Annotated in this window: 25 protein-coding genes and 1 riboswitch; of the genes, 17 read left to right on the forward strand and 8 right to left on the reverse strand. The window is 48.0% G+C overall.

What is annotated here, in order from left to right; all coding sequences use genetic code 11:
- Window positions 1-82 precede the first annotated feature (82 nt).
- The 3 genes from M1D90_RS07275 (at window position 83) to M1D90_RS07285 (ending at window position 1,193) form a co-directional block, all read left to right on the forward strand.
- Window positions 83-316 carry a YrhC family protein gene (locus tag M1D90_RS07275; RefSeq protein ID WP_011198155.1) on the forward strand — a complete coding sequence of 78 codons (234 nt, stop codon included), beginning with the start codon at window positions 83-85 and terminating at the stop codon, window positions 314-316.
- A gap of 405 nt (window positions 317-721) precedes the next feature.
- Window positions 722-871, forward strand: a complete 150-nt coding sequence (locus M1D90_RS07280) for a YrzI family small protein (RefSeq protein WP_020452381.1) — start codon at window positions 722-724, stop codon at window positions 869-871.
- 172 nt (window positions 872-1,043) lie between these two features.
- Window positions 1,044-1,193, forward strand: coding sequence for a hypothetical protein (locus tag M1D90_RS07285; protein WP_164468297.1), 150 nt, complete (start codon window positions 1,044-1,046; stop codon window positions 1,191-1,193).
- A 96-nt stretch (window positions 1,194-1,289) separates the two neighbouring features.
- On the opposite strand, the gene yjcZ is transcribed toward M1D90_RS07285, so the two are convergent.
- The gene (gene yjcZ, locus M1D90_RS07290; RefSeq protein WP_105980180.1) at window positions 1,290-1,463 is read right to left on the reverse strand and encodes a sporulation protein YjcZ; all 174 of its coding nucleotides are present in this window, start codon (window positions 1,461-1,463) and stop codon (window positions 1,290-1,292) included.
- Between the two features lie 281 nt (window positions 1,464-1,744).
- Between yjcZ and M1D90_RS07295 the strand changes: the two genes are divergently transcribed.
- From M1D90_RS07295 to M1D90_RS07310, 4 genes are all read left to right on the forward strand, one after another.
- Window positions 1,745-2,350 (forward strand): class I SAM-dependent methyltransferase, encoded by a 606-nt coding sequence (locus tag M1D90_RS07295; protein ID WP_025811068.1) that lies wholly within the window; start codon window positions 1,745-1,747, stop codon window positions 2,348-2,350.
- A gap of 170 nt (window positions 2,351-2,520) precedes the next feature.
- Window positions 2,521-5,664, forward strand: a complete 3,144-nt coding sequence (locus M1D90_RS07300) for an Ig-like domain-containing protein (protein ID WP_456283277.1) — start codon at window positions 2,521-2,523, stop codon at window positions 5,662-5,664.
- Between the two features lie 265 nt (window positions 5,665-5,929).
- Window positions 5,930-6,505, forward strand: coding sequence for a TetR/AcrR family transcriptional regulator (locus M1D90_RS07305; protein WP_023855364.1), 576 nt, complete (start codon window positions 5,930-5,932; stop codon window positions 6,503-6,505).
- 33 nt (window positions 6,506-6,538) lie between these two features.
- The gene (locus M1D90_RS07310; RefSeq protein ID WP_456283279.1) at window positions 6,539-9,763 is read left to right on the forward strand and encodes a bifunctional cytochrome P450/NADPH--P450 reductase; all 3,225 of its coding nucleotides are present in this window, start codon (window positions 6,539-6,541) and stop codon (window positions 9,761-9,763) included.
- 24 nt (window positions 9,764-9,787) lie between these two features.
- Here the strand turns inward: M1D90_RS07310 and M1D90_RS07315 are convergent, their stop codons facing one another.
- A complete protein-coding gene (locus tag M1D90_RS07315) occupies window positions 9,788-10,171 on the reverse strand; it encodes a YoqO family protein (RefSeq protein WP_039072889.1) in 384 nt (127 codons plus the stop codon).
- 146 nt (window positions 10,172-10,317) lie between these two features.
- Window positions 10,318-11,535: an MFS transporter gene (locus tag M1D90_RS07320; protein ID WP_025811072.1), complete on the reverse strand. Its 1,218-nt coding sequence runs from the start codon at window positions 11,533-11,535 to the stop codon at window positions 10,318-10,320.
- Window positions 11,536-11,655: 120 nt separating this feature from the next.
- Between M1D90_RS07320 and M1D90_RS07325 the strand changes: the two genes are divergently transcribed.
- Both M1D90_RS07325 and M1D90_RS07330 read left to right on the forward strand, forming a co-directional pair.
- On the forward strand, window positions 11,656-12,555 hold the full coding sequence (locus M1D90_RS07325; protein ID WP_020452373.1) for a LysR family transcriptional regulator: 900 nt from the start codon (window positions 11,656-11,658) through the stop codon (window positions 12,553-12,555).
- Between the two features lie 77 nt (window positions 12,556-12,632).
- Window positions 12,633-13,586 carry an iron-hydroxamate ABC transporter substrate-binding protein gene (locus tag M1D90_RS07330; RefSeq protein ID WP_020452372.1) on the forward strand — a complete coding sequence of 318 codons (954 nt, stop codon included), beginning with the start codon at window positions 12,633-12,635 and terminating at the stop codon, window positions 13,584-13,586.
- 42 nt (window positions 13,587-13,628) lie between these two features.
- On the opposite strand, the gene M1D90_RS07335 is transcribed toward M1D90_RS07330, so the two are convergent.
- Window positions 13,629-14,573 (reverse strand): cupin domain-containing protein, encoded by a 945-nt coding sequence (locus M1D90_RS07335; RefSeq protein ID WP_020452371.1) that lies wholly within the window; start codon window positions 14,571-14,573, stop codon window positions 13,629-13,631.
- Between the two features lie 104 nt (window positions 14,574-14,677).
- On the opposite strand from M1D90_RS07335, the gene M1D90_RS07340 reads away from it, so the two are divergent.
- Window positions 14,678-15,505 carry a uroporphyrinogen-III synthase gene (locus M1D90_RS07340; protein WP_039072888.1) on the forward strand — a complete coding sequence of 276 codons (828 nt, stop codon included), beginning with the start codon at window positions 14,678-14,680 and terminating at the stop codon, window positions 15,503-15,505.
- Between the two features lie 302 nt (window positions 15,506-15,807).
- Here M1D90_RS07340 and M1D90_RS07345 read toward each other — a convergent pair whose 3' ends face one another.
- The gene (locus M1D90_RS07345) at window positions 15,808-16,473 is read right to left on the reverse strand and encodes a peptidase E (protein WP_020452369.1); all 666 of its coding nucleotides are present in this window, start codon (window positions 16,471-16,473) and stop codon (window positions 15,808-15,810) included.
- 19 nt (window positions 16,474-16,492) lie between these two features.
- Window positions 16,493-16,870: a winged helix-turn-helix transcriptional regulator gene (locus M1D90_RS07350; protein WP_020452368.1), complete on the reverse strand. Its 378-nt coding sequence runs from the start codon at window positions 16,868-16,870 to the stop codon at window positions 16,493-16,495.
- A gap of 157 nt (window positions 16,871-17,027) precedes the next feature.
- Between M1D90_RS07350 and M1D90_RS07355 the strand changes: the two genes are divergently transcribed.
- The 7 genes from M1D90_RS07355 to kdpDN all read left to right on the forward strand — a co-directional run bounded on the left by M1D90_RS07355 (window position 17,028) and on the right by kdpDN (window position 25,397).
- Window positions 17,028-18,248 (forward strand): MFS transporter, encoded by a 1,221-nt coding sequence (locus M1D90_RS07355; RefSeq protein WP_059231411.1) that lies wholly within the window; start codon window positions 17,028-17,030, stop codon window positions 18,246-18,248.
- A 30-nt stretch (window positions 18,249-18,278) separates the two neighbouring features.
- Window positions 18,279-19,124: an aldo/keto reductase gene (locus M1D90_RS07360; protein WP_026579210.1), complete on the forward strand. Its 846-nt coding sequence runs from the start codon at window positions 18,279-18,281 to the stop codon at window positions 19,122-19,124.
- Between the two features lie 252 nt (window positions 19,125-19,376).
- Window positions 19,377-19,519: riboswitch (cyclic di-AMP (ydaO/yuaA leader) on the forward strand.
- Window positions 19,520-19,773: 254 nt separating this feature from the next.
- Window positions 19,774-19,821: a K(+)-transporting ATPase subunit F gene (kdpF, locus tag M1D90_RS07365; protein ID WP_409333860.1), complete on the forward strand. Its 48-nt coding sequence runs from the start codon at window positions 19,774-19,776 to the stop codon at window positions 19,819-19,821.
- 25 nt (window positions 19,822-19,846) lie between these two features.
- Window positions 19,847-21,520: a potassium-transporting ATPase subunit KdpA gene (gene kdpA / locus M1D90_RS07370; RefSeq protein WP_023855354.1), complete on the forward strand. Its 1,674-nt coding sequence runs from the start codon at window positions 19,847-19,849 to the stop codon at window positions 21,518-21,520.
- A 13-nt stretch (window positions 21,521-21,533) separates the two neighbouring features.
- Window positions 21,534-23,606: a potassium-transporting ATPase subunit KdpB gene (kdpB, locus tag M1D90_RS07375; RefSeq protein WP_026579211.1), complete on the forward strand. Its 2,073-nt coding sequence runs from the start codon at window positions 21,534-21,536 to the stop codon at window positions 23,604-23,606.
- Window positions 23,607-23,618: 12 nt separating this feature from the next.
- Window positions 23,619-24,179 carry a potassium-transporting ATPase subunit KdpC gene (gene kdpC / locus M1D90_RS07380; protein ID WP_020452363.1) on the forward strand — a complete coding sequence of 187 codons (561 nt, stop codon included), beginning with the start codon at window positions 23,619-23,621 and terminating at the stop codon, window positions 24,177-24,179.
- 69 nt (window positions 24,180-24,248) lie between these two features.
- Complete coding sequence (gene kdpDN, locus M1D90_RS07385; protein ID WP_023855351.1) at window positions 24,249-25,397, forward strand: KdpD-like non-kinase potassium sensor; 1,149 nt, start codon at window positions 24,249-24,251, stop codon at window positions 25,395-25,397.
- On the opposite strand, the gene M1D90_RS07390 is transcribed toward kdpDN, so the two are convergent.
- Both M1D90_RS07390 and M1D90_RS07395 read right to left on the reverse strand, forming a co-directional pair.
- Complete coding sequence (locus M1D90_RS07390; RefSeq protein ID WP_023855350.1) at window positions 25,370-25,939, reverse strand: methylated-DNA--[protein]-cysteine S-methyltransferase; 570 nt, start codon at window positions 25,937-25,939, stop codon at window positions 25,370-25,372. The two genes, kdpDN and M1D90_RS07390, sit on opposite strands and share 28 nt — an antisense overlap.
- 4 nt (window positions 25,940-25,943) lie before the next feature.
- Entirely contained in the window at window positions 25,944-26,504 is a 561-nt protein-coding gene (locus M1D90_RS07395) for a bifunctional transcriptional activator/DNA repair enzyme AdaA (RefSeq protein WP_023855349.1), read from the reverse strand.
- Between the last annotated feature and the right edge of the window lie 213 nt (window positions 26,505-26,717).

Genomic DNA, 26,717 nt, shown 5'->3' on the forward strand with positions numbered 1-26,717 from the left:
CTGAATTTACATGTCTGGTCATCTGTCAATCTATGTTATCCTGAATCATATCCATTATGAAACAAAAGCAGGTGATCATGACATGCAGAAGAAAAAAGTCAAATCGCTGATGGAAGACTATAAGCAGTTTGCTTTTACGCTTCTCAGCGTAAGCGCATTTTTATATATCGGATCGGTCATTCCCGGACAAGGTTTGGAAACCGGCCAAAAGATGACAATGATGCTCGCGACATGCGGCTTTTTGGGAGGAGCCTTCTATTGTGTGAAGCGCTCGCTTAAATATAAAAGACAATTAGATGAGATGGAAGAATCGTAAGCGGAGAGACTCAGAGAGGGGCTCTCCGCTTTTTTTGTTTGATCAATCCGTCCATTTATTAAAAAAACGGTTTACAAACAGGAATTTGATGGATATACTTACAAAGTAAACAAAAAGCAAAGGAGGTTGATGAACATGAAACCAGCACTGACTACATACATTAGACTTTGTGAACGCCAATATCATGATTCATCAAACCTGTGGGAGAGATTGTGCACTTCCTTAACCGATGCTTTTTCAGCACAGCCGGTCCGTTAGGAAGTTAGGCATAATCATACGCTGCTCCTCCCGCAAGATAAAGACTCGATTCGTTTTTATCTGGCGGTTTTTGTTTGCGCCCGCAGGTTTGTCAGAAAATCTGCGGGCTGTTTTTGTTTTTAGCGAACTTGAAAGGAGGTGAGCGATGTGACAATAAATCTATTCTTCTTAACACTAACCATTCAGAGACGATTTAAAAGTCCGGAAGAGTACGAGCGAGAATACGAAATCGAACAAATGTACAACGAAATGAAAGACCTGCAGCTGAAATATCTTTACATGAACAGCCAGCGCTAGCTTAAAGCGCGAAAAAAAATAAAGGAGGAGATCAAGATGATGCATAGAAGGGAACTGTTGGCACATTACACTCGGGAGAAGGACCAGGTTTAGCCGGGGCTGAAACGAGTTCCGCATCTCCGCTTTTCTGCATAATATGAAGCAAGCAATTCAATGAATGCGGGTGAAAAGCATGCAGAAAAACGGCAGAATGCCTTTTATCGGCCACGGGTATACATCAATGCCTCATTCTTTCAAGCACGGATACGGTAATCCGTACCGGCGCCAAAGAATGGAGATGGCGCGCCAATTCGGGTATTGGCCGCATTATTGGTATTATTGAGAAAGAGCAGAAAACGTTTGTTTTCTGCTCTTTTTCATGTGGACAAACTGAATGGCAAAATAAAAAGGGGGGATTTAAAGCCCCCCTCCTGTTCATTTAGCAGACGTAACAAGCGCCGATGATAATTAACAGAATGAATAGAACCACAACAAGTGCGAATCCGCCTCCATAGCCGTATCCGCCGCCGTATCCACCGCCGTATCCACCGCCGTATCCGCCAGGGTAGCCACCCCAGCCGCCGCAGCATCCGCCGCCGTAACCAAAGCCCATAAATAGCACCACCTTTTAGTGAAAATTCCATATATACTATGCATGGGTTTGAGTTGTGGAAAGGGCGGATAGACCAATTCATTAAAAAAACAGTGTTCTTAAAGCGAAACATTTTCAAAGCTGAAGCCGTCTAGTTATGGAATGTAACAAAAGAATGCAGTTATTTTTGCTAATGCTTTTAATATTCGGTTTATTGACCGATATGATTGGTGAAAGGCCCGTTTGAACGATTTGCAACCTGAAAAACCGGGCTAATTAGATATTAAAGCAGGTGTTATAACGTGTTTGAACAATGGCTTGGAAAACAATTGCGGAGCCCGAGAGGCATTTTGTCGAAATGGGTCGCGTCATATATGGAAAACGGAAATCATGATATAAACGAATGGACCATCAATTTAATGGATGTCTGTCCGCATGAGCGCATCCTTGAAATCGGAACGGGAAGCGGAGCGGCGCTTTATCAGATCGCGGAGATGCTTGAAAGCGGCAAAGCCTGCGGCATAGACGCTTCAAAAAGCATGGTCAAGCAAGGGATGCGGCGAATCCGTCATATGAAAGAAGAAGGAAAAGCCGAATTGAAGCTCGGCCATGCCGAAAACATTCCTTATCCGGACCGTTCTTTTCATAAAGTATATTCAGTCCACACCCTTTATTTTTGGACGGATTTCAAACAAGCATTAAAAGAAATTTACCGTGTTTTACAGGTTGACGGCACGCTGTTTCTCGCCGTCCATCTGGAAGGGCAAATGAAAAAATCGAAAAAAACAAAAGGCTTTTCCTTATACTCAGAAGAGCAAATCAAGCAACTGCTTGAAGAAAGCCATTTCAGAGACATCACGGTACATATGAACGAAAATGACTGCTGCATTTCTGCGGTAAAATCGTGAGCTTTGTACGATCATCCCTTTCATACGAGAGGGATTTTTTATGTTTGATAGAGTTGAAACCAGATCTTAAATATCATATTTTTGATTTTTAAAGAAAAGTATTCCAATAACATAGCAAACATGGTTTAATATCAAAGTGAACGTTTTTACTATATTTTCCGGAGGTATTTATGAACAAAAGGATCGTGAAAAGTTCAATTGCTTTCTTTCTCCTTGTTGCATTGATTTTTGGCCAGCTGCCTCTACCGAAGACTATGGCGGCCGAAGACAGCGTTCCGATTAACGAAACCACACTGACCGGCGCGTCCCCAGTTGTAGCGTCATTTCAAAGCGATGATGAGGTGCATTGGTATAAAATCAATCCTTCAAATCAGGAAATCGCAAACCACACGCATTTCCGCGTTAAACTGAAATCAGATGCAGAGCTGAACATTTCCGTTTACTCCAGCCTGGAAAACGCAGCTGATCACCAAACGTTTGACAGATACAACGGCTACTCCTATGAAAATAATCCCGCTTTAATCGATTTTCCGATTGCCTGGAAAGGTCCTTACTACATAAAAGTAGAAAATCACCATGATGAGGAAAACGAAACCACTTCAATTACAGATATTTCTTACACCATCAGCTATGAAGGCGTCACCCTGCCTCCGGCAAACCAGGAGGCGGAAGAAGAGTGTCCTGCAGAATTAAGCGTCTCCGAAAGGGAAACCGGCAAGGGCATATTAAAACAGTTAAGAACGATCAGGGATGAAGTTCTTTCAAAAACTGAAAAAGGAAAAGAGCTGTCTTCCCTTTACTATAAAGCAGCTCCATTCATCAGCGCAAAAATGCTCTTTAACAAATCGATGAGAGACAGTGTCTACAAAGACTTGGTGCAGCTGAAGCCGCTGTTTTCCGATGTCGCAAAAAACGGAAAAGAGAGCGCATACACCATTACGAATGATGATCAAAAAGCGATCAGCCGTCTGTACGAAACATCGCGCGAGTCCGTTCCCGAGTCGCTGAAAAAACAGCTGGATCAAGTGGCAAAAGACATCGGCATCGAACAATTAACAGGCAGCAAAGTATCGGCTGTGCTGGAGAAAGCGGGGATGGCGACAGCTACATCAAGCGCCCCTGAAAAACGCTATATTGTAAAATTGAAAGACGGCAAAAAACTGGGTTCTTTCAAATCTAAAGCCCAATCTTCCGGCGTCAAGGCATTAGAACCACTTGGTAAAAGTAAAACGAAATTTAAAGATATGTACGTTGTGGAAATGAAGGAAAGCCGTTCAGCCGGATTCAAAGCGGCGGCAAAGCAATATCAGACGGCAGCAGCCAAGATTGCCAAGATGCCTGAAGTGGAATTCGTCGAACAGGTTCAGCAATATGAAGCACTGTCAGCGGACACCCAGTATCCATATCAATGGTCGCTCAAAAATAACGGCAAAAACCGTGCTGCGAATGCAGACATACAATTTGAACAGCTTCAAAAACTGATGAAAGGCAAAAAGCTGAGAGATACAGTAATCGCCGTTGTCGATACGGGTGTTGATCATACGCTTGCCGATTTAAGCGGCAGCGTCAAAAAAGACGAAGGCTATAACTATATCAGCCGCACCGCGGACGCGATGGATGACAATGGCCACGGCACACACGTGTCAGGCATCATCGCAGCTGCGCAAGACAACCATTTTTCAATGGCGGGAATCAATGCCTATGCCAAAATCCTGCCTGTCAAAGTGCTGGATTCTTCAGGAAGCGGAGATACGGAACAGATTGCCAACGGCATCATCTATGCTGCCGACCACGGTGCAAAAGTCATTAATTTAAGCCTTGGCGGACCATACAGCAGGGTGATGGAATATGCGCTCAAATACGCGGCGTCCAAAAATGTGACGATCGTTGCCGCCACCGGCAATGACGGAGTGTCGGAGATTTCGTACCCGGCATCTTCGAAATATACGCTTTCAGTCGGGGCGACCAATAACCTCGATCTCGTCTCGGACTATTCCAATTATGGAAAAGGTCTCGATATGGTGGCGCCGGGAACCGATATTCCAAGCCTCGTTCCGGACGGAAATGTCACTTATATGAGCGGAACATCCATGGCGGCGCCGCATGTTGCAGCTGCAGCAGGACTTCTTTTGTCACAGAATCCATCTTTGAAACCAAAGCAAGTCGCAAAGCTATTGACCGAGACGACAGCAGATGTGGCATTTGAAGAACAGGATAATCCCAACCCGGACTATGATCTGGATGTAGAACCGGCTGCTCAAATCCCTGGTTATGATTTCGTTTCCGGGTGGGGGAGGCTGAATGTTTATCACGCAGCCAGCGTTTTTGAGCTGAACATGAAGGTTCATCCCGTTTTAAACCGCCATACGGCAGTGACAGGCACAGCCAAAAGCGGTGTGACGGTCAAAATCTTGCGAGGGAAGCAAGTATTGGGCACGGGAACAGCCGGAAAATCAGGCGCGTTTTCAGTGAAAATTCCGGCCCAGAAGGCGGGGCAAGTTCTTCATGTCGCGGCATCGGGTTATCAGGCGGAAGCCTCGCTCAGAACCGTCGTGGAAAAAGCGCCGAAAAACCCTTCCGTCAAACGCATCACGAACAAAGATACTGCCGTAACGGGGAAAACGGCAGCCGGCTACACGATCAAAGTGAAAAACGCGTCCAAAAAAGTGATCGCGCAAGGCAAAGCGGATGCATCCGGAGCGTTTAAAGTGAACATCAATAAGCAAAAAGAATATGCCGTTTTGTATGTCTCCGCATCTGCTGATGACTACAGAGAAAGCGGCGATGTTAAAATGACGGTTGCTGATGTCATCCCGCCAGGCGCCCCGAAAGTTTATCCGGTTTCCGATAAAAGTACGGTGATTCAGGGAAAAACAGAAGCAAACGCGCAAGTCAGCGCAAAAGTAAAAGGAAAGACGATCGCTTCCGGTAAAGCGAACGGCAAAGGTGAATACAAGCTGAAAATCAGCAGGCAAAAAGCCGGAACGGTCATCAGTGTAACAGCAAAGGATAAAGCCGGGAATGTCAGCAAAGCGAAAGCCGTCACTGTGCTTGACAAAACTCCCCCGCCCGCGCCAAAAGTGAATACAGTAACAAACAAGAGCACGGCCGTTAAGGGGAAAGCAGAGGCAAACGCCGCCATCACCGTCAAAGCAGGAAAGAAAACGCTTGGAACCGGCAAGGCCGATAAAAAAGGCGCGTTCTCCGTTAAAATAAAAAAACAAAAGGCAAACACTGTTTTAGCGGTCACTGCAAAAGATAAAGCCGGCAATACGAGCAAAGCGAGCATATTAAAAGTCAAACAAGCAAAATAATCCGATGGCAGAGGGAACTGATGACATATCAGTTCCTCTTTTTTAATCGAAATTAATATATAAGAATACTATTAAACAGCCGCGCTGCCTGCATTCGATTTATGAATTTCAACTCATGTCAACAGTTGGGTCTATTCTCCCTTTTTTTGTTTTTCTTTAAAAAATTTTATATTAAAAAAGGAATTTTCGAGTGTTCTGTCAAAAAGTGAATGTATTGGAAAAAGCGGAATGAACGTTCATTCCGCTGGCTTGGAGGGCAAAATCAATGGAATCGGAAAGCAAATATCAGAAGATTATCGAGGCTTCGCTCGTCCTTTTCGCAGACCGTGGCTTTGACGCTGCAACCATTCCGATGATTGCCGAGAAGGCAAACGTCGGTGCAGGCACCATCTACCGCTACTTTGACAGCAAGGAAGACCTTGTGAACGTCTTGTTCCAAGACAGTGTGAAGAGATTTAAAGAAAAGATTGAGGAGGACTATCCTGAAGATTCAGCAGGGATAAAAAAACAATTTCAGCATATTTTCCGCTGCCTTTTCGAGTTTTCTCAGGAAAATGTCCATGCGCTTTATTTTTTGGAAATTGACAAAACCTCTCATTACCTGACAGAGAAAAGCCGTGAAGTCTTAAACGAACTGCTGGATTTCGTCTATTTATTTTTTGAAAAAGGGAAAGCGGCCGGCGTGATTCGCCCCTTGCCTTCTCACATCTTGTCGGCTGTGGTATTCGGGGCGTTCGTTCATATTCAGAAATTGGTAAGGGCCGGGGAAATCGAAGATCCTACCGGACTGATCAAAGAGATTGAAGAATGTTCCTGGCATGCTGTCAAACATCATGGATGAAAAGCTTTTTTCAAAACAGAAAGGATGATTTTCATGAACACGTTAAATGGAATTCCAATCCCTAAAACTTACGGACCGCTCGGCAACCTGCCTTTGCTTGACAAAAACAAGGTCTCCCAGTCTCTTTGGAAAATCGCGGATGAGATGGGGCCTATCTTTCAATTTAAGTTTGCAGATGCGATTGGGGTATTTGTGTCCAGCCATGAACTGGTTAAAGAAGTCTCTGACGAATCCCGGTTTGACAAAAACATGGGGAAGGGGCTATTGAAAGTTCGCGAGTTCAGCGGAGACGGGCTGTTTACGAGCTGGACGAAGGAACCCAATTGGCGGAAAGCCCACAATATCCTTCTGCCGAGCTTCAGCCAAAAAGCGATGAAGGGATACCATCCCATGATGCAGGACATCGCCGTCCAGCTCATCCAAAAATGGTCCCGTCTCAATCCGGATGAAAGTATTGACGTACCGGATGATATGACGCGGCTGACGCTGGATACGATCGGCTTATGCGGATTTAACTACCGATTTAACAGCTTCTACCGCGAAGGGCAGCATCCGTTTATCGAGAGCATGGTCCGGGGTTTGAGCGAAGCGATGAGACAGACGAAGCGCTTTCCGCTGCAGGATAAGCTGATGGTCCAAACGAAGCGTCAGTTTGACAGCGATGTTGAGTCGATGTTTTCTCTTGTTGACCGGATCATCGCTGACCGGAAGCAGGCCGGCAGCGAAAGCGGAAATGACCTTTTATCGCTTATGCTTCATGCGAAAGACCCTGAGACCGGCGAAAAACTGGATGATGAGAATATCCGCTATCAAATCATTACGTTTTTGATCGCAGGGCACGAGACGACGAGCGGTTTATTATCGTTTGCGATCTATCTGCTCCTGAAGCATCCGGATAAGCTTAAGAAAGCGTATGAAGAAGCGGACCGCGTGCTGACCGATCCCGTTCCTTCCTACAAACAGGTTCAGCAGCTGAAATACATTCGAATGATTTTGAATGAATCGATAAGGCTTTGGCCGACGGCGCCGTCTTTTTCTCTTTACGCAAAAGACGAAACGGTTATCGGGGGAAAATACTTGATTCCGAAAGGCCAGAGCGTCACAGTGCTCATCCCAAAACTGCACAGGGATCAAAGCGTCTGGGGAGAAGATGCCGAGGCGTTCCGGCCTGAACGGTTCGAGCAGATGGACAGCATTCCGGCGCACGCATACAAACCGTTTGGCAACGGCCAAAGGGCATGCATCGGCATGCAGTTCGCCCTTCACGAAGCGACGCTTGTGCTCGGCATGATTCTTCAGTACTTTGATCTTGAAGATCATGCAAACTATCAATTGAAGATCAAAGAATCGCTGACATTAAAACCGGATGGCTTCACAATCAGGGTAAGGCCGAGGAAAAAAGAAGCAATGATGGTGACGCCGGGTGCTCAACCTGAAGAGAACAAGCGGCAGGAAGAAAAGCCTTCCGCACCGGCTGCGGAAAATACGCACGGAACCCCTCTCCTTGTGCTCTACGGTTCAAATCTCGGCACAGCCGAAGAGGTTGCAAAGGAGCTTGCTGAAGAAGCGCGTGAGCAAGGATATCGAAGCCGGACGGCGGAGCTTGATCAATATTCAGGCGACCTCCCGGCAGAAGGGGCTGTTATGATTGTGACGGCTTCCTATAACGGAAACCCGCCTGATTGCGCAAGGGAATTTGTCCATTGGCTTGAGCATGATCAGACAGGCGATTTGCACGGTGTCAAATATGCGGTATTCGGCTGCGGTAACCGGAGCTGGGCCAGCACCTACCAGCGGATTCCGCGCCTGATTGACAGCGCATTGGAAAAAAGAGGCGCCCAAAGGCTGCACAAGCTTGGAGAAGGGGATGCAGGCGATGATTTTGAAGGACAGTTTGAGTCATGGAAAAACGATCTGTGGCCGCTTTTAAGAACCGAATTTTCATTGTCCGAACCCGAGCCGAATCAAACAGAAACAGACAGACAAGCCATATCTGTCGAGTTTGTAAGCGCACCTGCGGCTTCGCCGCTGGCTAAAGCTTATCAAGTGTTTACAGCGAAAATATCGGCAAACCGGGAACTGCAGTGTGAAGAGAGCGGGAGAAGCACGAGGCATATTGAAATATCGCTTCCTGAAGGTACCGCATATCAGGAGGGAGACCATCTCGGGGTGCTTCCGCAAAACAGCGAGGTGCTGATTGAACGCGTTTTTCAGCGGTTTGGGCTGAACGGAAATGAACAAATTATGATCAGCGGCCGGAGTCAAGCATCACATTTGCCTTTGGAGCGGCCCGTTCATGTCAAGGATCTTTTTCAACATTGTGTCGAGTTGCAGGAACCGGCTGCAAGGGCCCAGATTCGCGAGTTGGCGGCACATACTGTATGTCCGCCTCATCAGCGCGAGCTTGAAGATTTGCTGAAAGATGACGTCTATAAGAATCAAGTGTTGAAAAAACGGCTGACAATGCTTGACCTGCTTGAGCAATACCCGGCCTGTGAACTGCCGTTCGCCCGCTTTCTGGCGCTTCTGCCTCCGCTAAAACCGAGGTATTACTCGATTTCCAGTTCGCCGCAGATTAACCCTCGGCAAACAAGCATCACCGTCTCTGTCGTAAGCGGACCGGCATTGAGCGGCCGCGGGCAATATAAGGGGGTTGCATCGAACTATCTCGCAGGCCTTGAGCCGAAAGATGCGATTTCTTGTTTCATCAGGGAGCCCCAGTCAGGCTTCAGGCTTCCTGAAGATCCTGAAACACCGATGATCATGGTCGGACCGGGCACCGGAATCGCACCTTACCGCGGATTTCTTCAGGCGCGCCGCATCCAGCGCGAAACCGGGATAAAGCTCGGTGAAGCGCATTTGTACTTCGGCTGCCGCCGTCCGAATGAAGATTTTCTGTATCGAGACGAATTGGAGCAAGCGGAAAAGGACGGAATCGTCCATTTGCATACAGCGTTTTCCAGGCTTGAAGGCCGTCCGAAAACATATGTGCAAGATTTGCTCAGAGAGGATGCAGACATGCTGATTCACTTGTTGAACAAAGGCGGCCGCCTGTATGTGTGCGGAGACGGAAGCCGCATGGCTCCCGCTGTTGAACAAGCTTTGTGCGAGGCATATCGGATTGTACAGGGAGCGCGTCAGGAAGAGTCGGAAAGCTGGCTGTCCGCACTTTTGGAAGAAGGGCGCTATGTAAAGGATGTGTGGGACGGCGGCGTTTCTCAACATAACGTGAATGCGGACCACATCGCAAGAACGTAAAACAAAAAGAGGCATTCTGAATTATCAGGATGCCTCTTTTTTAGAGTTTGTGATTTTTCCATTGATATAGATGAAAAGGTTTAATCCCAAGAACCAAACGAGCAAAATATATCCCCATTTTGCCGGCGTCTCCCAGCCCTCGAAAAAAGGCAGAGAATCAATGAATGTTTGCCCTTTCATGATGACAAACACCAATAACGCCACAGAGGTGACGAGAGCGAGCCCTTGTAAAATGAGCGTTTTTGCACTTCGTTTTTTCAAATCTCCCCATACGTACATCAGTACGAACACCAGGGAGACCATTGAGATGATATCATTCGCTGTGCCGTTTATTTTGAGCCCAAACCTGAGAAAAAGATTCAAACATGCAGATGCCAAAAATCCGTTAAATCCAATTGTTTTAAGCAAGATGATTCCCCCTCAAACCATTATAGAGGGAGATAAAGGAAAAGCCAACATGACAGGCTGCATTTATTCATTCTAAAAACGGCTGATCTTCAGGAGGAATCGTCATGCTGGCTTTGGTTTAAATATCGGCATGCGGTGAAGAAAGTTTAGCTTTTATTTCGGATCTGTGTATCGTCTTGCCGCCTGTTCCTTTTGGCTTCGGCAAAGAAAATTGCCGGATAAGCGGCCAAAAGCAGCAAGGTAATGAAGGCGACGATTCCCGGCCATTTAAAATGAGTCCAGAAGAAGCCTCCGAAAGACCCTGCTAAGCTTGAGCCGAGATAATAGCTCAGCAAATAAAGGGAGGAAGCTTGAACGCGCTGTTCGCCGGCCGTCTGCCCGACCCAGGAGCTTGCGATCGAATGCGAGCCGAAAAATCCGAATGTAAAGACAGCGATTCCGGCGATTTTCAGAGAAAGCTGAGGCAGAAGCGTAAGCAATGCGCCTCCCGCGATAATGGCAATCCCGATTTTCAGCATCAGCGGGCTGCCAAAACGGTCGGCTTTCTTTCCCATATAAACGGAACTGATTGCCCCTGCCAAATAAACGATAAAGATGAACCCGATGACAGTTTGAGAGAGTCTGTACGGAGGGCCCATCAATTGAAATCCGATATAATTGAACAGCGTAACAAAGCTTCCCATTAATAGAAATCCGAGTGAAATAATCGACAGCAGCCGTTTGTTCATCAAGACGGCAGAGTAGGCGAGGCTCGCCTTTTTCATGCTCGTTTTTCGCTTAGCGGAGTGCTGTGGCCGGGGCAGCAAAATCCAAAACAAATAGCTTAATAGCACTGATAATCCCCCGATGATTCCAAGCGCTGCACGCCAGCTGAACAAGTCTGTCAAAAGGCCGGTCAAAAGCCTTCCGCTCATTCCTCCAAGGCTTGTGCCGCTAATGTATAACCCCATCATTTTCCCGAGCCCTCGCGGATCAAATTCCTCTCCGACATAAGTCATGGCGATCGCGGGTACGCCTGCAAGGAAAAAGCCAAGCAGCCCTCTCATCACCAAGAGCGCCGCGAAGTTCGGACTAAAGGCGGTCAAGAGGCCGAGCACAGATGTCGCAAACAGGGATATTGCCATAATCGTCTTCCGGCCGAATCCGTCAGATAAAGCTGCTGCCGTGAGTAATGCAAAAGCCAATATACCTGTTGAAATGGATAAAGTTAAGCTTGCAGCTGCCGCCGATATGCCGAATTCCTCCGCAAACAGAGGCATGAGCGGCTGTGTGGTGTAAAGCGTGGCAAATGTCACAAAACCGCTGATGAATAAAGCGATGCTTGCTTTTTGATAATCTTTCGTATGCGGCTGTATGTAAGTCATGGTAGCTCCTCTTTTCCAGAATGACAATCTATGTTTCATGGTACGCTTTCATTTGTGATGTGTCTAATTTATAATATCTATCAATATCATGCATTCTAGTTATGAAGGAGCGGATGAGCATTGGAACTCTATCAAATTGACCATTTTATTGCCGTGAGCAGGCATAAACATTTTACAAAAGCCGCCCTGGAACAAAGGATTTCCCAGCCGGCTTTGAGCAGGTCGATCAAAAAGCTTGAAGAAGAATTGGGCGTCCCGCTGTTTATTCGAAAAACAAAATCGATCCGCCTAACAAAGTACGGCGAGCAGTTCCTTATCAAAGCGAAACAGGCCCGCCTTGCTCTTGACGAAGGCGTCCAGCAAATCAGGGAAAGCGTCAATCCGAATGCCGGGGAAATCTCGGTATCTTTTTTGCATACGCTTGGTTCACGCCTGATGCCGCAGCTGATTGCCGGTTTTAAAAAGAAATACCCGAATGTTGCGTTCCGTCTGTATCAGGCTGCAAATGAACATCTTCAGCATATGGTGGAGACGGGCGAGGCTGATATATGTCTCAGCTCACCACCCCTTCCAAACGAACTTCTTGAATGGACGGTGCTGGATACTGAACCGCTTTACCTGGTGCTTCCCGCCGACCACCCGCTCGCAGATCGGAAAGAAGTCGCGATCAGATCCATTGCCCATGAGGACTTTGTCGGTTTTAAGCCGGGTTATGGTCTTCGATATGTGTTTGATCAAATGTGCCGGGAACTGTCCATCAGCCCGAAGCTTGCGTTTGAAGGGGAAGAAGTGTCGACGATTTTGGGCCTTGTGTCAGCAGGGCTCGGTGCGGCGATCCTGCCGAAAACGGCGGAACATATCCATTCTCCGGTGGCATTTTGCCGAGTGTCAGACTACCGTTCTGAGAGGACGATCGGTCTCGCCGTTTTGAAAGACTATTATTTATCGCCGGCGGCACGCAACTTTAAAGAATTTGTCATCGAATACTATCGACGGAATGAGCGGCCTGATCAGCCGTAAAGCAAATAAAGACTTCTCATGGTGACAATTATCCTGTATATTGATAATGATAATTATTATCAATTGGAGGGTTGAACATGACGAAAAAGCAGTATTCTTATATATTGACCGTTTTACTCGCATTTTCTGTTTTTCTTTCAGGCTGTCAAAGCGGCCAAAAACAGACGGCATCAAAGAACGAAGCGAAAACAAGAGTGGTGAAAACAATCAACGGAAATGTCACTGTACCGGCCAATCCGAAGCGCGTCGTTACGATAGGATATGCCGGGACAATGCTTGCATTCGGAATCAAGCCGCTTGGAGAAACAGGGAAATATCTTGAAAGTCCCTATATTAAAGATCATATTTCAGAAATAAAGAATATCGGGGGAAAAGACGGTTTTTCAGTATCTGTGGAAAAGATTCTTAAGCTTAAACCCGATTTGATCGTATCGATGACAAACGATAAAAAAGAATATGAAAAGCTCTCAAAAATCGCTCCGACTGTCGTTTATCCGTTCGGCACGTTTAAAGATGCACGCGATGAAATGAAAACGTTTGGCAAGCTGCTCGGCAAGGAAAAGGAGGCTCGGGAGTGGACGAAAACGTTTAATCAAAAAATGAAAGCCGCCCGCGCGAAAATCAAAGATGCATCTGTACAAGGTGAAACGTTCTCTTTAATCGGCGCATATGCAAAATCTGTGTATGTCTACGGGGCCTACGGGTATCGGGGCGGAGAAGCGATCTATACGCAGCTGGGACTGACGCCGCCTGAATCTGTTAAAAAGGATGCCATTGATACAGCTGACGGATATAAAGCCATATCTTTCGAAGTTCTGCCGAAATATGCCGGAGACTACATATTTGTCGATGAATCATACAACGGAAAGCTTGATCAGGACAATCCGGTTTGGAAGTCGCTTGACGCGGTGAAAAAAGGCAAGGTCTTTTTCCTCGATCCGGACAGGTTCTGGCCGTATGATCCAAACGCTGTTCAGGCGCAGGCCGAAGAAATCGCGGACATGATTTCCAAGAAAGCGAAAAACGAATAGAAAAGCGGGGAGCCGAAAAGAATGATCCGGCTTCCCGCTTTTTCATTTTTCATAATGCTGAAATTGAATATCCAGTGTCCGGAGGTATGTTTGCAGGCCCGCATCTTGGATGGGGATGATATAGGCCGCTTCACCTGACTCATTATGGTGGGAATGCCATAATCCCGGCGGTGTAATGAAGGCTTTTCCGGTTACCCAGTCAATCCGTTTCGGATCGATGATTTCCTTTGTGGCCGGATCGATTTTGCTTCCGACTAATGTGTACGTCCCTGGTGCGGCATAGGCGACAAAATCGAGAGCCACCGACTTGTGGCTGTGGGGCGCTTGATTGGAGCCGGGAGGCACGATGCCGAACATCGCCCACAATACATGGGTGATCGTCAGCGTTTGATCGAATATATCATTGTTTAAAAGAACGGAAATACGGTTTCGGAAACGGGCGTCAGGAGCGGCGGCCGCTTCAGCCAATTTTGCTTTTGCCTGTTCAGCGGTGTAGATGGTTGGTTGAAAGCGGGATTCCGACGGCTTTACGCCCAAATAATGCAGGAGAGGTGAATCGGTGATGTAATAAATGGCTGCATCTTCTGCTGCGGTATGCTGGCTGCTTGAACCGGCAGGCAAAGTCAAAAAATCGCCTTTCTGCCAGTGAATCGTATCTTCGCCCGCTTCGGTACGCCCTGCGCCGCTGACAATGTAATATAGTTCGCTTGTCGCGCGGGGGGCGGTGTGAATCGTGTCGCCCGAACGAATCTTGATGAAGTGGGCGAGAAGGGAAGGGCTTGAAGCGGGATATTCCGTCTTCAGTTCTTCTGAGATGTCCAGCGGGATGATCCGCGTTTCACCTGTTTCATACAATTCAGGTCCGAACTCTTTCACAGGAATCGGACTGATTATTCCGCTTCCAATCGGGTCAGAGGCAGTGGTATACTCGAAAAAACGGGCATGTTTCGTCAAATGCTCGGCTCGGGTTTCAAATTGAGAATGCATTGAAAAACCTCCTGTTATTTTTTGATAATTCAATCATATCTCATTTGGAAGATGATAGTAAACCATTACATTGATAGAAACAGATACGGAAAAGAGGGATTGGATTGGGAAAAGGATTGAACGGCAGAAGAATTGCCATCGGAGCATCGCGAAAAACGGATGAAATGAGCACATTAATCAAAAAGCAAGGCGGGGTTCCCGTCGTACGTTCCCTTCAGGGTACCGTGTTTTTGGCCGAAAAAGAAGTAGGTCCTGATTTGCGAGCCTTTGTTGAAACGGGAGCCGACTGGGTGATTTTTACGACAGGAATCGGGACGGAGACGCTTGTCAACCTAGCTGATAAACTGGGGATCGGTGAGCGCTATTTACAAGCGATCCGCGGGGCGAAGGCGGCATCGAGAGGCTACAAAACAATCGCCGCATTAAAAAAGCTCGGCATTACGCCGGTTGCGGCGGATGAAGACGGCACCACCAAAGGACTGATCGACTCGCTTCAATCCCATGATTTTTCCGGGAAACGGGTGATGGTACAGCTTCACGGCGAAAACGCACCGTCACTGCTTCAGTTTTTGGAAGAGAAAGGTGCAGCTGTTTTTCCGCTTCTGCCGTATCGCCATGTTGCACCGGACCGGGAAACCGTCGCTTTATTGTGCAGCGAGGTCATCAACCGTGAAGTGGATGCGGTTTGCTTTACAACAGCCGTCCAAGTCCGCTCGCTTTTTCATTTTGCGAAAGAAAACGGCTATGCGGAGAAAATGGTCCAATCTTTTCAAGACAGCGTGTTGGCAGCCGCTGTCGGAAAAGTGACGGCAGAAGCTTTAAGAGAAGAAGGAGTTGAACGCCTGCTCGCTCCCGGCCTCGAACGAATGGGAGCGATGATTGTGGAGCTGGCTCGGTTTTATGAAACGGAAGAGGAAATCAAAACACAGTAAGTGCGAAGGAAATCAGCAGATTGGGGCGTGAGAGTCTCCTTGGGAGGCGCTGTCATGTATGCAGACCCAAAAGGAAAAAAGCCGCAGACACAGCTTGCCGTGCGGCTATCATTTTCTGGGCTGTGATACTTTTTGTGCATCATGCTTTTGAATATGTTGATCGTGAGCCGTTGATGTCAAATTTTTCTGTTTTGCTGGGTTTGAGTCTCACCGTGTTTTTTCTGACGGAAAGCCTGGTCAAACGGCTTGCAGCCGCAAAAACAAGAAAAACGCTTCGCCGATGAGCCGAAGCGTTTTTTGCTTTATAAAACAAATTGATCTGAAACGAATACCGCGCCGTCTTCATTAAAAATCCGGGCAGGCTTTGTTCCGATGACCCGGATGTCTGAAATGCTTGCGGCGATTCCCGTTTCTTCCGGCAAGGCGATGACGGGAGTGTCAAAGGCATGCCTATACCTTTTAATCAGCGGATCATGTTCAACCTTGTAGTGACACCAAACCGCATAGTCTCCCAGAAGCTTTAATCCGTTAAAATCGCGCAATCCGCAAGCATTGCGGTCCATATAAGAGCAAGTCATGATGTTCTTTCCGAGAATGACGGCGCCTGCGCTTCCGCCGTAAATGACGCCGCCGCTTTCGGCATAGCGCTTTAACACCTCGATAAAATGTGATTCAATGAATTGTTTGAGCAGACGAAACGTATTTCCTCCGCCAATATATACGGCAGAAAATGCGTCTAAATCGTGCACGGTTTTGCCTTTGACATCCGTCCACATCACGATATTTTTAACGCCGAGCGGGTGAAAGAGCCGGCTGATCCAATCGAAGCCTTCATCATACCTGTCGGCGTCCATGGCAATCGGAATATACAACAAAGGCTTATGCGGGCAGAGGCTCCCGGCAAAATGTCGATCCAGCCGTTCAGTTTGGTGCGCATCTCCGCCCCCGGAAAGAAACCATTTTCCCATCCTGACCTCCATCTATTTATTATGTTTCCTTTAATTGTTCATTCAGCACGCTGTCCTCCAAAACGGCAAATTTGTCTCCATACACTTTCGTAATATGTGTTTCTCCCCAGGCGCACAATGAATCCAATATGTCTTTAAGCGTCCATCCGTATTCGCTGAGTTCGTATTCGACCTTCGGCGGCACCTGCTGGTACACGAGCCGATTGATGACGCCGTCCTCCTCCAGTTCGCGCAGCTGCTGGGTCAGCATTTTCTGCGTAATGTTCGGCATCAGCCGCTTCAGCTCGCTCGTGCGTTTTTTGCCGTGCGTCAAATGGCACAAAATCACACATTTCCATTTACCTCCAATTACTTCAAGTGTAGCTTCGACAGATATATTGTACTTTTTCGGCTTCATGTTCTCCTCCAAACCATAGGAACCGAAAAGTACCTATCTAACTTTTTGGTTCCTATCGCACTTAAAAGTGCGTACTTTTTTTTATAGATGATATGTACCATAATATCATTTGCCGGCAGACATTTGCTATACATTAAAAACGAAAGGGGGAAAAAGAATGACTTCTGTTCATGATAAAAAACGCAGTACATTAGCGCTTTTAGCCTTGGCGGCCAGCGCATTTGCCATCGGAACAACCGAATTCATCAGCGTGGGGCTTCTGCCTTTAATTGCTGATGACATGAACATTTCAGTGACGACCGCGGGGCTGACTGTATCGTTATACGCTTTGGGCGTGACAGTCGGCGCACCCGTATTGACGTCTGTCACATCGAGTATGCCGAGAAAAGCGCTGTTGCTTGTGATTATGATTATTTTTATGATCGGAAACGGGCTTGCGGCATGTGCCGGAAGCATCGGTGTTTTATTAACCGCCCGCGTGATTTCCGCGTTTTCTCATGGCGTATTTATGTCAATCGGTTCAACGATTGCGGCAAGCCTGGTCCCGGCGGATAAAAGAGCCGGAGCGATATCAATTATGTTTACCGGTCTGACGATTGCGATGATTACCGGAGTTCCCATCGGCACGTTCCTCGGTCAGCTGTTCGGCTGGCGGATTGCTTTTGCGGCGATCGTCGCTATCGGCGCACTGGCGTTTATCGCCAACAGCTTTCTTGTTCCGGCCGATTTGCCGAAAGGCGTCCGAACGTCTTTCAAGAGCCAATTGAAACTTGTAACCAATGGCCGTCTGCTGCTTTTATTCATCATTACGGCGCTTGGTTATGGAGGAACATTTGTTGTCTTTACGTATTTATCCCCGCTGCTTCAGCATGTGACAGGTTTTAAACAGGAAGCTGTTGCCGTCATTTTGCTTGCTTACGGCATTGCCGTCGCGCTCGGAAATATCATCGGAGGTAAAGCGGCCAACCAAAAACCGCTTACTGCATTATTCTATATGTTCATCGCCCAAGCGGTTGTGCTTCTCATCTTAACGGCGGCTGCTCCTTATCAGGCAGCGGGCTTTATCGTCATCATGCTGATGGGATTTTTAGCATTTATGAATGTCCCCGGGCTCCAGTCCTATGTGGTAATTCTGGCTGAACGGTTTGTTCCGGGGGCGGTAGATGTCGCATCAGCTGTCAATATCGCTGCATTCAACGCCGGGATCGCGATCGGATCTTATACAGGAGGCGCCATCACACAGTCGATCGGTTTGATTCACACTCCATGGGCCGGAGCTTTGATGGTGCTCGGCGCCGTCGCGCTGACGGGCTGGAGCAGGGCGCTGGAACGAAATGACCAAAAACAAAATCAAGCTTTAAAGAAAAACTGCGCATGATGTATACAAAAATATGAGGAGGCCAATTAGATGACGGTAAAAAATCTGCAAGATCGAATCACATTGAATAACGGGACGGACATGCCCTGGTTTGGACTAGGCGTGTTTAAAGTAGAGGAAGGGCCCGAACTGGTGCAAGCCGTAAAAACGGCAATCAAGCACGGCTACCGCAGTATCGATACGGCAGCCATCTACGGAAATGAAGAAGGGGTTGGCCAAGGAATTCGCGAAGGGTTGAAAGAAGCCGGAATTTCTAGAGAAGACTTGTTTGTAACGTCAAAGGTCTGGAATGACGATTTAGGCTATGACGAAACGATTGCAGCCTACGAAGCGAGTCTCGAAAAGCTCGGGCTCGATTACCTGGATTTATACCTGATCCACTGGCCTGTTGAAGGGCGCTATAAAGCGGCGTGGAAAGCCCTTGAAACTCTTTATGAACAAGGGCGCGTAAAAGCAATCGGCGTCAGCAATTTTCACGTTCACCATCTGGAAGACTTGCTGAAAGATGCCGCCGTCAAACCGGTGATCGACCAGGTCGAGTATCACCCGCGGCTCACGCAGAAAGAGCTGCAAGCGTTTTGCCGTTCGCACAGCATCCAGCTTCAAGCATGGTCGCCGCTGATGCAAGGCCAATTGCTCAGCCACCCGCTGCTGAAAGATATCGCGGACAAGCACGGCAAGACACCTGCTCAAGTCATTTTACGCTGGGATTTGCAAAACGGAGTCATCACCATTCCAAAGTCGACAAAAGCGGAGCGAATTGCCCAAAACGCGGACGTATTTGATTTTGAACTGACCCTCGAGGAAATGAAGCAAATTGACGGGCTGAATGAAAACACCCGTGTCGGTCCTGATCCTGATAACTTTGACTTTTAACAAAAAACGGCCCCGTTCGAATTTCCGAGCGGGGCTTCGACACATTTTTTATCCGCCGTTTTTCACAGGTAAAAGCCATAACATGAAAGAGAAAACGAGATATTAAGAGAAAATAGAAGGTAATAAGTCATAAACTGTGTAAAAAAGGTTATAAAATTGATAAACGAGGAAATTTGATCATTTATGAAACTTTACACGATGATTGAACGGGCGTAATATAAATCTCATCAAAAAACTGAATAAAATTTCCAATTAACGTAACCGCTGAATTCCAATTGGAAGCGGGGGAACCAATTTTTTGTGGCGCTGCCACTTGGGGTGAATCCTTTTCAAGGTAAGGTGACTCTTTGCACCTGAATCCGACAGCTAACCTCGCAAGCGTTTAAAGAGAACCAAAAAACGTGCATAAAGCACGGTTTCTTAACTGTGCCCAAAAAAGCCGTAAGAGGTTTGTTCTCTTGCGGCTTTTTTTCGTGCAAAAAACATGAAAGGAGGTGAGCGGAGTGCTGGATATCGTGATGCTGGCCATTGTCGCATTTTTAGCGGGGATGATGTTTCTGTTGCTGAGATGGGTGGGGAAAACCGCTGATCAATCATAAATGTGAAAGGAGTGATTGCCATGGCGCTATTGGCAGCGGGAGCAGCCGCCATGTTTGTCTATTTGACTTATGCTTTATTGAATCCTGAGAAATTTTAATTGTACACAAATTGGGGGTATTGAAATGACGTCGCTCATATCCATCTGTTTTATCCTGCTTGCCGCATTGCTGGCAGCCAAACCAATGGGGCTTTACATAGCGAAGGTATTTGACGGCGCCCCGTCCAAAATCGACCGGTTTTTCCTTCCGGCGGAACGCTTGCTGCTGGAGCTGGGCGGAGTAAAAGGAGAAAACCAATCGTGGAAGAAATACGCCGCCGCGCTGGTTCTCACGAATACGGCGATGATTTTCATCGTTTATCTCGTTTTTCGTCTGCAGGGTGTACTGCCTTTAAATCCTGAAAAGGTCGCGGGAATGGAACCCACACTGGCTTTTAATACGGCAGTCAGTTTTATGACGAATACAAATTTGCAGCATTACAGCGGCGAAAGCGGTCTGTCCATGCTTTCGCAGATGATTGCGATCACCTTTTTAATGTTTGCCGCTCCCGCTACGGCGCTGGCAGCCGCGGTTGCGATGATTCGGGGGCTCGCCGGGAAACCGTTCGGCAACTTTTTTGTCGATTTGGTCCGTTCGATCACGCGGATTTTACTGCCGATCACAGTTGTGGTGTCGCTTGTTTTCGTCGCCCTAGGCGTACCGCAGACGCTTGACGGTTCCGTGACAGCCCATACGGTGAGCGGAGGTGAGCAGTCCATTGTTCGGGGGCCGGTGGCGTCCTTTTTATCCATCAAAGAGCTGGGGAACAACGGCGGGGGGTATTTTGGCGTCAACTCTTCTCATCCATTTGAAAATCCGAATGGATGGAGCAATGCGATTCAAATTTTATTAATGCTCTTGATTACCATCTCACTGCCGTTTACGTATGGGAAAATGGTTGGGAATCTGAAGCAAGGCCGCATTCTTTTTGTATCCGCAGGTCTTTTGTTTTTGCTTTCAGCCGGGGCAGCTTTCATGGCGGAATCGCAAGGCAATCCCGTCATCAATCAGCTCGGAATCGAGCACACAGAAGGCAGCATGGAAGGTAAGGAAGTGCGGTTTGGAACATTGAATTCAGCTTTTTATGCGATGGTTACCACCGCGAGCGAGACAGGAGCTGTCAATACGATGCACGACACGCTCACGCCACTAACGGGTCTTTTGGCATTGCTTAATATGATGCTGAACACGGTGTTTGGCGGAATAGGCGCCGGATTGATGAACATGCTTCTATACGCGATGGTTGCGGTTTTTCTGTCGGGCTTAATGGTCGGAAGAACGCCTGAGTTTTTAGGCAAAAAAATTGAAGGAAAAGAAATGAAGCTTTTAGCCGTTACTCTGCTGATTCATCCTTTGTTAATCTTAGGGGCGTCAGCGCTTGCCGTCATGACGCAAGCGGGTCAGGCTGCAATTTCAAATCCCGGATTTCACGGGATCAGCCAGATTTTATACGAATATACGTCTTCAGCCGCGAATAACGGTTCAGGATTTGAAGGGCTCGGAGACGCGTCGCCTTTTTGGAATATAACAACGGGAATTGTGATGTTTATCGGCCGTTATTTCTCAATTGTCACACTGCTCGCAGTTGCGGGGTCACTTTTGAAAAAGCAAACCGTTCCGGAAACAATCGGAACATTTCGCACCGATTCAAGCCTGTTCAGCGGGATTTTTATCGCTTCGATCCTGATCGTCGGGGCTTTAACATTCTTTCCGGTGCTTGTGTTGGGACCGGCCGCAGAATATTTAACATTACGATAAGGGGGCTTTACTCATGAACGATTTGCATCATTCCAGTCAACAGGCCACACCGGATGCCGTTCACACAACAAAGCAAACGATGAACGACACGATCATCAAAGATGCGGTCAAACATGCCTTTTTAAAATTAGATCCGCGAACTATAATCAAAAATCCGATTATGTTTGTCGTAGAAGTCGGATTTTTCATAACGGTTCTGCTTTCCGTGTTTCCCCGGTTTTTCGGCAGTACGGCGGCTCCCTGGTTCAATCCGGCGGTTTCTTTCATTTTGCTGATCACCGTGTTATTCGCGAATTTCGCCGAAGCGCTGGCTGAAGGAAGAGGAAAGGCGCAGGCCGATTCTTTAAAACAGACGAAAAAAGGGGTTTCGGCCAATAAAGTAATGGATGACCGCATTGAGAAGGTAGCGTCTGCCGAGCTTAGAAAGGGGGACATCGTCATCGTCTCCCAGGGAGAAATGATACCTGGCGACGGTGAAGTCATCGCGGGTCTCGCATCAGTAGACGAATCGGCCATCACGGGAGAGTCTGCTCCGGTCATAAAGGAAGCAGGCGGTGATTTCAGCTCTGTTACGGGAGGCACCCGGGTCGTCAGCGATTCGATTAAAGTCAAGATCACGAGTGATCCGGGTGAAACGTTCCTCGATCAGATGATCGCTTTAGTCGAAGGGGCTGAAAGGCAAAAAACGCCGAATGAAATCGCGTTGAATACGGTTTTAACGAGCTTAACGCTGATTTTTCTGATCGTTGTTGCGACACTCCCGTTTTTTACGTCCTATCTCGGTTTTCAAATTGATCCCGCCGTCTTGATTGCCCTGCTTGTCTGTCTTATACCGACGACGATCGGCGGGCTCCTGTCAGCCATCGGGATTGCGGGAATGGATCGCGTGACCCGCTTCAACGTTCTGGCGATGTCGGGGAAAGCTGTCGAGGCTGCGGGCGACATTAACACGATTGTTCTTGATAAAACAGGGACGATCACTTTTGGAAACCGGATGGCCGGGGAATTTGTTCCTGTCGGAGATGAATCGCTTCAAACCGTTGGTGAATATGCGGCGCTTGGCTCCATCCATGACGAAACACCGGAAGGACGCTCAGTCATCGAACTCGCTGATAAACTCTCGATTCATTATGACTCGTCCGTTGCTGAAGCAGGAGAACCGATTGAATTCAAGGCGGAAACGAGAATGAGCGGCGTGAACCTGCCCGACGGAAGGCACATTCGCAAAGGCGCTGTCGATGCCGTGAAAAAGTGGGTGATCAACAATGGCGGAACGATACCTTCGAATCTCGATCTGGAAAGCGAACGGATTTCGAAAGAAGGCGGAACACCGCTGGCTGTAGCGGCAGACGGAACAATCTTCGGTTTGATCTATTTAAAAGACACCGTTAAACCGGGCATGAAAGAGCGCTTTGCCGAGCTTCGCAAAATGGGGATCAAAACGGTGATGTGCACAGGCGACAATCCGTTAACGGCCGCTACGATCGCAAGGGAAGCGGGCGTTGATGACTTTATTGCCGAAAGCAAGCCCGAAGACAAGATTAATGTGATCAAGCGCGAACAATCTGAAGGAAAGCTTGTCGCCATGACGGGCGACGGAACCAATGACGCGCCCGCACTTGCGCAGGCTGATGTCGGGCTTGCCATGAACAGCGGCACAACAGCTGCCAAGGAAGCAGCGAATATGGTGGACCTTGATTCGAATCCGACAAAAATCATTGAAGTCGTCTCGATCGGAAAGCAGCTGCTTATGACGCGCGGCGCCTTGACTACGTTCAGCATCGCAAACGATATCGCCAAATATTTTGCCATCATCCCGGCGATGTTTATGCTGGCGATTCCCGAGATGAACGCGCTGAACATCATGAGGCTTGGTTCGCCGATTTCAGCAATCTTATCTGCGCTGATATTTAACGCGCTGATCATCCCGCTTCTTGTGCCTTTAGCCATGAAAGGAATTGCTTATAAACCGATGAGCTCAAATGCTTTGCTGGCCCGCAATTTATTGATCTATGGCCTCGGCGGCGTCATCGTCCCTTTCATCGGAATCAAGCTGATCGATATGCTGCTTCAGATTATGTTGTAAGGAGGAATCGTCATGAAAGAAATCGGAGTAATCTTCAGAATCAGCCTGCTGTTAATGCTGGTTTGCGGGCTTGGATATCCGCTCGCGCTGACAGGGATTTCACAGGCTGCCATGCCTGGAAAGTCAAATGGAAGTCTTGTGTATGACCGGCAGGGGAATGTGATCGGCTCTGAACTCATTGGCCAGCGGTTTAGAGACCCGCGGCTCTTTCAAGGAAGGGAATCCAGCATCAAGTATGATGCCGCAGGATCTGGATCGCCAAACGAAGCGCCGTCAAATCCCGATTTGCTGAAACGGATGAAAGCATCGATTGAAAAGTGGAAGGAGGAAAACCCTGATGTTCCTATCAGTAAACTGCCGGTCGATTTAGTCACGAACTCCGCTTCGGGATTAGACCCTGATATCAGTCCCGACGGGGCGATGGCGCAAATTCCGAGAATCAGCCGTCTGACAGGACTGCCGGAGAAAGAGCTTGTGCAGCTTGTTCATCAGCATACCAAAAGCGACTTCTTAAGTGAACCGCGCGTCAACGTGCTACTTCTCAATATCGATTTAAAAGAAAAACTGAAGTAGAATGCTGCCCGGTGTCTGATCATACGACACCGGGAAAAACAAACTTGATAAGAAAACGGAGATGCTGCAATGCGGACAAAAAACACCCGTGATTATCGAAGGAAGACGCCGGGAGAACTGCTGGCCGAAATTGAACAGCTGAAAAGAGGGCATTGGACCATTTATATCGGTTCTGCGCCGGGAGTCGGAAAAACGTATCGGATGCTCCAGGAAGCGCACGATTTAAAGCGTGAAGGGATCGATGCCGTGATCGGCCTTGTCGAAACGCATCATCGAAAAGACACGGCCGCACTCGTCAAAGGTTTAGAAGTCATTCCAAAACGAAACATTTCATATAAAGGGATAACGATGGGAGAAATGGATGTCGATGCGATTATTAACCGGAAGCCAGACCTTGTGCTTGTCGATGAACTGGCTCACACCAATGTGCCAGGTTCGAAAAATGAAAAGCGGTACATGGACGTTGAAGATATTTTACAGGAAGGCATCAACGTGCTGTCCGCCGTCAATATCCAGCATATCGAAAGCGTCCATGATATCGTTCAACACGTCACCGGGGTGAAAGTGAGAGAACGGATCCCGGACCGCGTATTGGAATTGGCGAATGAAGTCATCTTGATTGACGTCACTCCGGAAACATTGCAAAAGCGGCTTCAGGAAGGAAAGGTATATGAAAAACATAAGATTCAACAGGCTTTAACCCATTTTTTTACGAAAAATAATTTAGCTGCGTTGAGAGAGCTCGCCTTGCGAGAAGTTGCAGATGATGTGGATGATCGTCTGGAGCGGACGAACGGCAGCCTCCGGCCGAGGGGAACGAATGAAAAGATTTTGGTGTGCGTCCAGCACGGAAAAAATGCCGAAAAACTGATTCGGCGCGGGTGGAGAATCGCAAGCCGCCTGAAGGCCGATCTGCTCGTTTTAAACGTGTCGCGCACGTCAAAGGAGCAGCTGGCCCCGACAGAACGGGATAAAATCGGGCAATGGGAGACGCTCTGTGCACAATTCGGCGCCGAATTCATTTTTAAACACTCAAACAAAAGGCGCATTTCTGAAACGATCACTGATACAGCGAAACAGCACGGCATTACACAAATCGTGCTCGGCCAATCCGCCCGATCGCGATGGGAAGAAATCAGAAAAGGCTCGATTGTCAACAGCATTATGAGGCATACAGACGGAATCGACCTTCACATTGTCTCGGATGAGAAAGCTTGAGATCGGGATGCCGTTGTTAAAGGATGTTCAGCGGCGCCTGCGGCCTCCAGTATCAGCAGTTCTTTTTTCATCTCCAATCCGCCCCGGTATCCCGTGAGCTGTCCGTTTTTGCCGATAACCCGATGGCACGGCACTACCATTAACAGCGGATTTGCGCCGATCGCCGTACCTACGGCCCGGACAGCGTTCCGCTTTTGTATATGCCCGGCGATATCGGAATAGGAACGCGTGCTGCCGAAAGGAATTTCGGAGAGCGCCTGCCACACGGCTAGCTGAAAAGGCGTTCCGGCAAGGTCGACAGGAAAGCTGAAATGAGTCCGCTTGCCATCTAAATACGCCTGAATCTGCTCGGCGTATTCTGCCAATCCTTTGTCATCCCGAATGAAAACTGGCTGTGCGTACCTTTTTTCAGCCCAAGCGGCCAGCTCCCCGAATCCTTGATTCCATGCCCCTGTAAAACAGAGCCCGCGGGCAGTCGCCGCAATGTGAATCTGCGAGCGGCGGCAAGTCAGCGTACGCCAGTATACGATTTGATCTTCCATATGTTTACCTCCGTTTCATTTGCCGGTATGACGTCGGTGATTGCCCTGTTTTCTTTTTAAACAAAGCGGCAAAATAATCCGCATTCCCGATGCCTACCATTGAGGCGATTTCTGCAATCGTTCGTTCAGAATGGGCAAGCAAATCGAATGCTTTCTCAATCCTTTTCTGCAGGATGTATTCTGCCGGCGAGGCGCCTTTGATTCGTTTAAACGTCCGCTGCAGATGAAAAGGGCTGATATGGCACCTGTCTGCCAAAGCTTGCAGAGACAGCGGATCGCGATAAGATTCCTCGATGATTTGCACCGCCCGCTGTGCCAGCTCTTCATCCGGCAGCAGCATCCCGGCCGGATTGCAGCGTTTGCAGGGGCGGTACCCTTCTGATAAAGCATCTTTTGCATTGAAAAAGATTTGCACATTTTCGATTTGAGGAACTCTCGATTTGCAGGAAGGGCGGCAAAATATCCCGGTCGTTTTGACCGCGTAATAAAAAACTCCGTCATAGGCGGAATCGTTTTCCGTAATCGCCCGCCACCTTTCAGGCGTCAATCGTGATTTGCTGTTCATATCTTCACCCCGATCTATGTCAGTATAACCTAAATGATAGCCGGAGGTGGAGAGGCGGAGAATGGCACAGCAAGAAGACAAAGAAGAGGAGGGACGGTTGCCTGCGTCTCCGAAACGCGCTACAATTCATTTACAATACAGGATGAGGTGAGAATATTGCCGAAATCAGAGAAGCAGGCCTCCTAAAATAAAAAAGCTATATTTTAGGAGGTA

The sequence above is a fragment of the Bacillus sp. JZ34 genome (genome assembly GCF_053903205.1).